The organism is Coprobacter sp., assembly GCF_982436375.1.
Genome location: NZ_CEWDCG010000109.1, coordinates 1 through 10,032, shown reverse-complemented (window position 1 = coordinate 10,032; position 10,032 = coordinate 1). Strand labels below are relative to the sequence as shown.

Annotated in this window: 4 protein-coding genes and 1 pseudogene; 1 reads left to right on the top strand and 4 read right to left on the bottom strand. The window is 38.9% G+C overall.

What is annotated here, in order from left to right:
• Positions 1–222 precede the first annotated feature (222 nt).
• The 3 genes from AC1WHX_RS07510 to AC1WHX_RS07500 form a co-directional block, all read right to left on the bottom strand.
• Positions 223–2,568, bottom strand: coding sequence for a GH92 family glycosyl hydrolase (locus AC1WHX_RS07510; RefSeq protein WP_278583471.1), 2,346 nt, complete (start codon positions 2,566–2,568; stop codon positions 223–225).
• 133 nt (positions 2,569–2,701) lie between these two features.
• The gene (locus AC1WHX_RS07505) at positions 2,702–4,171 is read right to left on the bottom strand and encodes a hypothetical protein (protein WP_009318178.1); all 1,470 of its coding nucleotides are present in this window, start codon (positions 4,169–4,171) and stop codon (positions 2,702–2,704) included.
• Between the two features lie 23 nt (positions 4,172–4,194).
• Positions 4,195–7,032 carry a TonB-dependent receptor gene (locus tag AC1WHX_RS07500; RefSeq protein WP_303117176.1) on the bottom strand — a complete coding sequence of 946 codons (2,838 nt, stop codon included), beginning with the start codon at positions 7,030–7,032 and terminating at the stop codon, positions 4,195–4,197.
• A gap of 583 nt (positions 7,033–7,615) precedes the next feature.
• Between AC1WHX_RS07500 and AC1WHX_RS07495 the strand changes: the two genes are divergently transcribed.
• Positions 7,616–9,352: a DNA methyltransferase gene (locus AC1WHX_RS07495; RefSeq protein WP_303117173.1), complete on the top strand. Its 1,737-nt coding sequence runs from the start codon at positions 7,616–7,618 to the stop codon at positions 9,350–9,352.
• On the opposite strand, the pseudogene AC1WHX_RS07490 reads toward AC1WHX_RS07495, so the two are convergent.
• Positions 9,333–10,032: pseudogene (locus AC1WHX_RS07490) on the bottom strand (hypothetical protein); the annotation flags it as partial. The gene AC1WHX_RS07495 and the pseudogene AC1WHX_RS07490 overlap by 20 nt on opposite strands.

Below are 10,032 nucleotides of genomic sequence, written 5' to 3'. Positions count from 1 at the left end.
AAGGCTGATAAATTGTCCAAGTATTTCAAAACCTGTTTAAGAAACTAATTAAATTTCTTACAAAAATACAAATATATCTTTAACTCCGGCCATTGGAGACAAAAAGTAAAACCATATATCTTTTCAAGTCCCTTTTCCGATCCTTTTTCCCGCTCATGCACATCTCAAGTCCGCTATGCTCCTTATCGGGACAAAAAACAGCTTCACAAACGCTCTTTGGAATTACTCAAGTCCCCATAAATAATTAGGATACGACGCCAATCGAAAAGATATCTCTCCGCCATTCATAATATCGCTATGGTCTATATAACATTTTTCTAAAGATTTCCCGTTTAATTTTGCAGACTGGATATAACAAGCCTCCGAAGCATTTCCAACTGTTTTAATTATGAATTTCTTCCCTTTTGCATAACGATCGTCCAATTTTATTTCGACCCGGTCGAACAATGGCGTTGTCAATTCGTACCGAGTCTCTCCGGGACACACCGGATGAAATCCCATAGCCGACAAAACATACCATGCAGACATCTGGCCGACATCTTCATTGCCGACCAAACCCTCCACTTTATTTTTATAAGCACCGTTACAAATAGCCCTTGTCCAATACTGTGTAAGCCAAGGTGCTCCTAAACGATTGAAAAGAAACGGGACATGATGAACCGGTTCATTAGCATGATTATAATAAGCATTCCACAAAAAATCGGACGGGCATTTCTCAAAAAAGTTCGTCAAATCAGCCAAAGTTTTTGTTCTTCCACCCATTAAATCTGCCATTCCGGGAATATCGTGAGGGACAAACCACCCTTGTTGATAAAGATTACTTTCCACGCATCCGTAACTTTCTTTCAACCGCCCTTCTTCAGGCCACTCTTTCCATGTACCATCTGCATTACGAGGTCTGAACCACCCTTGTTCTTCATCGAAAACTTTAGAATAAGAACGGGAACGTTCAAAATATTCGGCAGCAGCTTCTTTACAGCCCAAATCCTCCGCCAATACAGAGAGACACCAATCGGAATAAGCATATTCCAATGTTTCGGAAACCCTTCCCGGCACATATCCGAGTTTTTTATCATTCCCCATTTTCTCAGCTGTATTTACCGCATAAGCGTAAGCCTTTTTTACATCATAATTACGAATTCCTTTCCGATAAGCGTCCGCAATTACCGATATAGCGGGATTTCCGACCATACATCCGCTATAAGCATTCAAGAACTCCCACCGGTCATAATATTTCGTACCATTCTCTTCGGCAAGAGATATGAAAGAACAGATCATGTCGTTTACGACTTCCGGATTAATAATTGTCTGCAAAGGAAACTGACTTCTGAATACGTCCCAACCGCTGAATACCGTCCGTTTGATAAAATCGTCGGTCTTGTGTACTTGCTTATCGCCTCCGATATACTCACCCGTAACATCGGTAAATGCCCTCGGATCTATCATTGTATGGTAAAGCGCTGTATAAAAGATCGTTCTCATATCTCGAGTACCTCCCGACACTTTTATTTTGCTCAAAGCTTCATCCCACAGAGAGGCAGCTTTGTCCCGATAACGATCAAAATTCCACCCTCGCACTTCGGCTTTCAAATTCATCTCCGCCCCCTTCATACTGACAAAAGAGATACCGGTTTTTACAACCACCTCATCGTCCTCTTCTGTAGGGAACTCCGTATAAAATCCTAAATGATTTCCTTCCATTTTGTCCCGTTTATGAAACGTCTCGGCATGGATGACCCGGTCGATATATTCGGGTTTTCCTATATCACCTAACCGACGTGTCCAATTATCGGGAATATCGGCACTCCATATCCCGTATTCTTTCAATGGACAACTGAATTGCGCATAGAAATATACTGTATAGTCTGCTTTTCCCGATCCATTTCCCCATCCTCCGCCAGCAGGCGTACAACGCATCCATCCTCGTATAGTCCGATCATCTACCCGTTCTATATATTGCCGAGTAGAAGTTCCTCCCACACGGCGGGCGAGATCGATCTGAATACGGGCTTGTTTATGTTTCGGATAAGTAAACCGCATAATTCCGCAATGCGGTGTAGCCGTCAACTCCGCTTTTATTTTATAATCGGAAAGAAAAACCGAATAGTATCCGGCAGAAGCTTTTTCAGATCGCTTGTCATAACGTGAACGGTATCCTTTTTCGGGATACTGTTCACTACCCCGATAAGTAAACAATTCCCCGGTTGTAGGCATAACCAAAAAATTGCCTAAATCTCCATACCAACCAATTCCGCTCATTTGCGTCAAAGCAAAGCCTTCTATCGTCGTATGTTCGTCACTATACCCCGGACCATTATCACCTCCTGTAATCGTATTAGGACTTACTTGAGTCATTCCCCACGGTGTCGTAGCTCCGGGAAAAGTTTTTCCCAATCCATGACCGGCTCTTGCTTTCCGGACATTGGTGCTTGCTCCGATAAACGGATTCACATATTCAGAAAGATGTTCTTTTTTTCTATGAGAAGATGCTGCAACCGCAAACAGGTCATACCCCGCAAATAAGGATAAGAAAGAAAGGATTAACAAATACTTTGCTCTGTAATTCATCGTGTGTGTATGATGTATAGTTATGAAGAATAGTCTATGCAAATATAACGAAAATGTCCCGGATTACTTCGGGACATGAAAAAGAAAGGAGAGAAAATCTCTTCCCCCTCCTTCCGACAAAACAAGAATCTAATCAATATACCGTATTCTGAGGGTCAAAATTAGTCCATCCGCTCATCCAATTATCCGAAGCGGTTTCAGTAGGGCCGAAAGCTCCCCTGTAAGCCGTTTTGGTAAAGAACGAGTTATTTACATAACTATTGGTCCATACTGCTCCGGCAGCTAACGGACTATCGGTATTCGGACACATATCCGGTGTACCGTTCAACAGTTGAGGATTTCCTTTTAATTTCAAATCAGAAATAGAAGATAAGACTCCTTCATTGGAGAGCGCAGCAGTAGCCCAATATGCACTCACAAACGTACCGGGATCAGAGGGATCAATAACGCTTTCCCGATTTTTCGGATTCAGAGCTTTATCTTGAAATGCTTTTTGGCATCCTGCAATCACACATCCGGAAATATTCAATGTCCCTGCCGTAGCAGATTCCTGAGAATTAGAACCGGCCTTATCATTCTCGATAATCAAACCGATCGGATATCCGGCAATAACGGAATTAAACAGATTGCAGTTTGAACTCCGACGTATTTGAACTCCGGTCTGGAAACAGCCCATCGTACTACCCTTATCATTTCCTTTATCTTGATAATTGGCCGGATCGGTAACCGGACCGAAAAGCGACACGTTGGCAAAAATAGGGCGAGTGGTCGGATCGATTACGCTACCTGAACTGTTATTATCCGACTCAAAACTGTTCGAACATGATTTATCGGCGTATTGCGGATTACGGAGAGCAACAGCAAACTGTACCCGTCCCTGATAGCCGTTATCGGTATCGAAGTCGTCATCCCAACAACCCAAAGAGACTAAATAGCGGGCATCTACTTTACCGCCGAACCATTCATAACTGTCATCTCCTGAATAAGACACCTGAAGATGGTCGACTTGAGTACCTGCTCCTACCGATCCGAAAGTAATACCGTTGATCTCGTTATCGGTAGAGTATTCTATCCCGGCAAACTCAACACGGACATAGCTTAACACTCCGGAATTATCCGCATCATCATTTCCTCCATGTTTCGAACGTACTCCCCCTTCGATAGTCTGTTCACCTGCGTTATTCTTCGCTTTTCCTAAAATAATCAATCCGCCCCAATCTCCGGGCTTCCGGCTTCCGGGAGCTTGTGATGAAGTGAACACAATAGGACGATCTTGCTCGCCTTTTGCCATGATTTTACCTCCACGTTCAATAATCAACGTACCCTTACTGGCTTTATCTCCTTTGATAACCACGCCCGGCTCTATCGTTATCGTCTTGCCGTCAGGCACATAAACAAAACCTTTCAAGTTATAAGTATTGGGATAGGTCAATGTCAAATCACCCGCTATCTCATAATTGTCGGAACCATCTCCCAAATCGATAACTTCTCCGGTGACAGCAGGATCGCCCCCATTGTCATCATCATCGTTACAACTCGTAAATCCGGCTGCACAAACAGCACCGATTACTGCTAAAACAAAAAATTTCAATTTTGATTTCATCGTTTTTTAATTTTGGTTTATGATCAAAACTTTAAAGAAAGACTTAGTGATATCGATCTTCCGGGCGTATATTTCCGGGTAATCTGTTCCCGTTCTTGTTTTACGCCATCGATCGTCGTAGTGGGAAATTGTTTCATGATAACCGACTGTGCCAGAATATCCTTGATCCCCAATTTCAAAGAAACTATCTTCCCGAATGTTTTATTTATAGTCAAGTCAAGGACATTACGGGGCATCTCGTATGCGTCAGGGACATCATAATCGCTGTTTCCATCGACAGAGGTAGATTTTCCGACCCCGACAATACGTTTACCGATAATGTTATATAATAAACTTGCCGATAATCCTATCTTTTCGGAAGAAGTATAATAAAGTCCGGCATTCACGATATACGGAGACTGACCTTGTAGAGGACGGTCTTTCTCTTTTACCAACCCTTCATCGCTAAATTTGACCCGGCTTTTCACCCATGCCGCATTAAGAACTAAAGTCAAGTCGGGAATATTTATAAAGTCAAGCGATTTTCGAATATCCACCTCAACTCCGGTCGTATAAGCACTACGGGCATTTTCGTAACTGTAACGATAACTGCCACCCATATCGATAAAATTCCATTCTATCGGATTTCTGAAATTCTTATAAAATAATCCGACACTGACGGTTTCTCCGGCCGAAGGATAAAGCTCATATCGCAGATCGACATTATCGATCGTAGCCATCTTCAAATCGGGATTTCCCTGCACTTCGGCAAAAAGCTCAAAATCATAATAAACAGCGGGAGAAACTTCACGAAATTCGGGACGATTGACCGAACGTCCGTATGCCAACCGGATAAGATTTTTGTCATTAAAACTATAAGTAACATTAAAAGACGGAAGAACCGAAACTTTATCGTACTTATATTCTGTCATCAGTATCTGTGACGCACTGATCGCACGGTCATATTTTATCGACATATTCCACCACTCGGCACGCACACCCAAATTCGCTTGAAATGCACCGAACGGAAACACTCCTTCTACATAAGCAGCCGCAATACTGTTCTTTCCGTCATACGCATTCGATTTGCGCGTTGTCTCCTCTATATAAACTTTATCATAACCAAGCCATTTTTCATTCATCATCTCGGTATAAGGTAAGTTTATATAATCTACCCGTTCATCACCCGAAAGTCTGTCATAGCGATAAATAAATTCTCTCGGCGTATATTCACGAATGCGATACTCACCATATATTCCCGATTTTATTTCAGGATTCCATGAGCGATCGGAAAAACTTTTTTTATAATCTGCCCCGACCGAAGCAATATGATCATACAATTTCTGATCATAACGGTTTATCATATCGTTATAAGAAGGTAAATCGGAAGTAATTACCTTATCGGCAGGAATTCCCCCGATATTTTTTATAATCCGACGATCAGGTTCCATTTTATTGGCATACGAATAATCGACAGTCCAGTTCAAAGTCTGAGTCATATCCTCATCCAACGTATGCAGTCCGGCAAGCTGCCCCACATAACTTAATCTTGAAGAATATAGCATCTCCGTCTGATTTTCATAATACTCACCGCTTACCGTACTCGTCCCGTAACGTTCTGTAAACCGATTTTTCCCGATCTGAGAGAAAAGATTCCTGAACTCGAATCGATTTCTCGAATCAAGGGTAAAAGACCAGTTATTCATCGCGTTGATTTTCACCTCGTTTGTAAATTGATTATCAATATAATTTTTCTCAATAGTAGGAACATCCGCTGTGGCACTATATATTCCGTATCGAGTATTCTGCATATCCGGAATTGTCTTGTTTGCATTACTATATCCGAAAGTAAGAATCGTACCAACTTTATCTCCGATTTTCCGATTCCATGTCAGATTAAGTTTCAAGTCGGGAAGAGGACGAAATGTCTTTACATTCCAATCATTATTAAATCCGGTTTTCGTATAATAAGTAATTTGAGACGGATCGGTTATCGAACCCAGATGCGAAGGAAAATCTTTAGATAAAGGACGTGCACACCGATCGAATCCCAACCATTCGGTCGAAGAAGATTGCAACAACGAAAAATCTTTAAAATGGGTAACTGTATTTATACCAGTACCGACACTTAACGAGAGAGAATTTTCATCCGGCATATTTTTTGTCGAAATTTTTATAAAACCTCCGGAAAAATCACCCGGCAATTCTGCTGTCGGGGATTTGATAATCATCATATTGTCAATATTGGAACTGGGTATAATATCGAAAGAAAAAGCTCGGCCGTCGGCTTCGGAACTCGGTACCGCACCATTATTGATCGACACGTTATTATACCTTTGAGAAAGTCCTCTTACAATAATAAATCGGTTCTCAATAAGGGAAATGCCCGGTACTCTTTTGATAATCTCAGCAGCATCGCTGTCTGATGTTTTGACGATCTGTGCAGCCGATATACCTGTAGAAACGGTCAAGGCGTTCTTTATATTCGAAATCATCGCTGTCTCGGTATTTCGTCTTCGTACACCTGTAACAACGACTCCGTCAAGTTGCTTATCTTCTGAGACCAAAAAGAAATCGATATTTTTCGTCTCTCCTTTCTGAAGCATGATAGTCTCTTTATGAATACTATATCCGATAAAACGGCACTCTATTTCCAAAGATTTATTTGACGGCAAGTTTTTTAACATATACGAACCGTCTTCTCCCGATGCTGTCGCAACAGAAGATCCGGTTAATAAAATGGTTGCACCCAATACCGGTTCTCCGGTCTCTTTATCAAATACTTTACCTGAAATAGTTTGTGCGACTGATGCAGTAGAAGAAAATAGGAAAAAAACTATTACTAAAAAAGAAAGTTGTTTCAATGTAATTCTGTTCATCATTCTTGCTTTGTTCTTTTTACGATGCAAATATCCGACACGCAAATTACAAGCTCAATGCAACAAGGCTACATTTATTTTATAAAGACGTAACAATCATATTACACAAATCCGTAAAAAATTAGAACATGCAAATTATAAAAAGAACCCAGTTCAAAGAATTATCGAAACAAAAGTTAGACAAGCGCTAAAAATAGTGTACCGTATTTTAATATAAACCCCTATCATCTTTACACATCGCTTTTCAAAGTATTTCAATACCTAACAAAGTATCGAGCAAAAAAGTAACAAAACATTTTGCATACTATTATTTGCTTTCTCTTGACTGATTTATTACCTTTGCTAAGATTTGACAAGTCTGTTATTTACTGATAAAGCAGGCATATAAATAAGCATGAATTATTATATTTCAAATGATCAGTTATATTTATTCATAGATAGAAAGGATTGAAAAATCAACTAAAAAAGAATAAGGAAGAGATAAAATATCCGCACCTCTGAATATAGGATGTGCAGACGTTTATAGAAAATCTACATAAATACCCCAAAGTAATAATTAAACTGCAGATAAACAAATACAAATATAATGGCGTCAGACTTTGCAAAAGCAAACTTAACAGTAATTTCAGATACTCAACTCAAAAATCTAACTGATTCGTATGATGCAATTATTCTAAATACTTCATTCGAAGTCAATGATATAGGTAAAACGTCAAATGAAGCACAAATATTAAAATTTGTTAATCAGACTATAAAGACCATCGATATAGCAAAGAATTTATTAAAAGACGGCGGATTATTGTTCGTGTACGGTTTGACTAACTATCTGGCATATTTTGGCGAATACTTAGACAAACTTAATAATCAAGAGAAAGTTGATTACCACTATCTTTTTAAATATTGGATTGCTTGTGAGTTTGGCGTTAGTACTACTGAAAACAGTATTCCAACGTCCCATATCGGTCTTTTAATGTATCTTAAATCAAAGAGCAAAAAAAGTGTTACTCCGTTCAATTTAAATACCAAATTTGTAAGAATACCATATAAAAATTGCATTCATTGCGGTCAGAACACAAAAGATTGGGGAGGGAAAAAGCATTTGCTCAATCCTTTGGGAACAGCAATCTCCGATGTATGGCATTTTATTGAATTTCCTGTTAAAGACGCAAACAAATTACCAAAACCGGTAATAGATAGAATATTACAACTTTTATCAGAGGGAAATGAAGTTCTGGCGGTAGAACAAACTACTGAATCATTAAACTTACACAAACAAGAAGAAAACATCTCTATTTTTGAACCGCAAAAGCAGATAGATCATTTGGATACTGTCGTACACTCCGACTGTATAGCATATCTTAAAAATTTGAAGGAAAAATATCCGCAGGGTAGCTTTGATTTAGCTTTTGCCGATCCACCATATAATTTGGCCAAAAATTACTCTACATATAAAGATGATAAAGAAGATCAAAAATACATTAACTGGTGTAATGAATGGCTTGGAGGAATGTGCGATAATCTTAAGCCCGGAGGTTCTTTACTGGTTTTAAATATCCCGAAATGGGCAATTCATCATTTCACTTTTTTGAATAAAAGACTACTTTTCAAAAATTGGATTGTTTGGGACGCATTGTCAACTCCAGCAGGCAAATTATTGCCTGCTCATTACTCATTATTATACTTTGTTAAAGAAGGCGGTATACCCACTGTCAACATAGACAAACTTCAATATATAGACAGTCGAGATTATTGCTTGAGAGCAAAATGTGTAAAGGAAAGAAAAGATAGCGGAGATGATAAAAAAGAACTGCTTTCAGATATTTGGCAAGATGTATATAGGATAAAACATAAAAAAGACCGGGATCATCATCCTTGTCAGCTTCCTACAAAATTGATGGAAAGAATAATAGAGTTGTTTACAAATGAAGGAGATGTGATCTTTGACCCTTTTGGAGGTGCCGGAACATCCGCTATCGCAGCTAAGCTCTTAGGTAGGCATTATGTTATTACCGAGTTAGACAAGAATTATGTTGAAATTGCAAAGAAAAATATCTCAAAGGTAGTACCAGATCTAATGGGTAACTTGTATTATCAAAGAGAATCCGTTTCAAATGCTCCGAAGCCGACAAACTTAGCAAAGAACCAATTTGAAAAAAAATACATTAATCTTTGTATAAAAAAAGAGAAAGTGCTAAATTCTGAAGACCTTAAGAATGAGCATTCCGAACTATTCACACTTCTCTCTGATTATTCAGGTGATTTTAACAAATTACAAACATTTGTTAAAAGGCAGATGGAATATCTTAATCAAAAAGGGCTTTAAACTCTTTTTTCTGTTCATCTGTCAGTTTAGGAACAAGTGTACTTTTAATGTTTTCTTTCCAGCGATAAATTAATGAAATATCAATGCCTTTATGAAAATCGTCGTCAGTTTTCCAGTAAACAATTTCATTATCAAAGTCCGACCAAGTTTTCGGTCGAACTTTTCCATCATAAGGGCGATACTTAATGCCCTTACAGTCAGGTCTCATACCAACAACTTCTCTAAACTTCAGGAAATAAGCTTTTAGGAACTTTCCATTATCTTCGCTGTCATATTTAATTATTAATTCCCACTCATAAACATATTTATTGATCCTCTCTTTGTATATCGTATCTAATCGTGCCATATCAAACCATGGATCTTTACTCGCTTCATTACACTTAACATCTATAGCATACAAATCTCCATTAGGAGCTGTAATTTTTATATCAGGATACGTACTCTTACCTTTAGGTATATAGAACTCACAGTTAGGAAGTAAAGGTTTTAGAATATCAACAACGACTTCGGCAGCCTCGTCTTGAAGAGCTTTCCAGGCAGTTATATAGTCTTCAGTACCTGATGTTAAATGCGATAATTTTTCAGAAACAGCATTTCTGATTGTTTCTGAATTATTGTCGATAATATGATCGTAATCATGGCAAACCCGTTTATCCAGATAATAAACATCTATTTCCTGG

Excerpts from the sequence above, each read along its gene's own strand:
- AC1WHX_RS07510 (WP_278583471.1), bottom strand. The coding sequence starts at position 2,568 with ATGAATTACAGAGCAAAGTATTTGTTAATCCTTTCTTTCTTATCCTTA.
- AC1WHX_RS07505 (WP_009318178.1), bottom strand. The coding sequence starts at position 4,171 with ATGAAATCAAAATTGAAATTTTTTGTTTTAGCAGTAATCGGTGCTGTT.
- AC1WHX_RS07500 (WP_303117176.1), bottom strand. The coding sequence starts at position 7,032 with ATGATGAACAGAATTACATTGAAACAACTTTCTTTTTTAGTAATAGTT.
- AC1WHX_RS07495 (WP_303117173.1), top strand. The coding sequence starts at position 7,616 with ATGGCGTCAGACTTTGCAAAAGCAAACTTAACAGTAATTTCAGATACT.